This is a genomic window from Neorhizobium sp. SHOUNA12A (genome assembly GCF_023006505.1).
Lineage (GTDB): Bacteria > Pseudomonadota > Alphaproteobacteria > Rhizobiales > Rhizobiaceae > Neorhizobium.
On sequence record NZ_JALBGV010000197.1, the window covers coordinates 1 to 870 of the forward strand.

The 870-nt window shown below is 55.6% G+C and carries 1 protein-coding gene; it reads left to right on the forward strand.

Annotation, left to right across the window (positions count from 1 at the left end):
- Nucleotides 1-870: IS481 family transposase (locus MOV63_RS32450; RefSeq protein ID WP_247039843.1), on the forward strand; the 870-nt coding region annotated here is incomplete at both ends.

Below are 870 nucleotides of genomic sequence, written 5' to 3' on the forward strand. Positions count from 1 at the left end.
CAGGTTTTACATGGGAGCGCCACGACGACAGAGGCAGTCCGTCGAGCAATACAGAATAGTGAAGAGAGCCTGAGAGCGCTTTCGAAGCGGTATGGGATCAACCAGAAGACGGTCGCCAAATGGAAAAAGCGGACGTCATTGGCCGACCTCCCGACAGGCCCGAAGGACCCACATTCGACAATCCTTTCCCTAGAAGAAGAGGCTGTTATTGTCGCCTTCCGCCGGCATACGTTGCTGCCGCTCGATGACTGCCTCTACGCTCTTCAGCCGACAATCCCGCATCTGACGCGGTCGTCCTTGCACAGGTGTCTGCAGCGCCACGGCATTTCACGTCTGCCGGAAGTCGAAGGCGACAAGGAGCCGAAGAAGAAGTTCAAAAGTTACCCGATCGGCTATTTCCACGTCGACATTGCCGAGGTGCAGACGGCTGAGGGCAAGCTCTACCTGTTTGTGGCGATTGATCGAACATCCAAATTCGCGTTCGCTGAACTCTATGCCAAAGCCGGCAAGATGAACGCGGCGCAATTCCTGCGCAATCTCATCGCAGCGGTGCCCTACGCCATTCATATCGTCCTGACCGATAATGGCATTCAGTTCACCAACCGAGCTTGTGATCGAAATGCCTTCCAGCACATCTTCGACTGGGTCTGCGACGACAACAGCATCGAGCATCGTCTGACCAAGGTGAAGCACCCCTGGACCAACGGACAGGTCGAGCGGATGAACCGAACGATCAAGGAAGCCACCGTCAAGCGCTTCCACTACGACGATCATGCGCAACTGAAAAAGCATCTGGCCGACTTCATCGACGCGTACAATTTCGGGCGCAGGCTCAAGACGCTAAAGGGCCTCACGCCCTACGAGTTCATA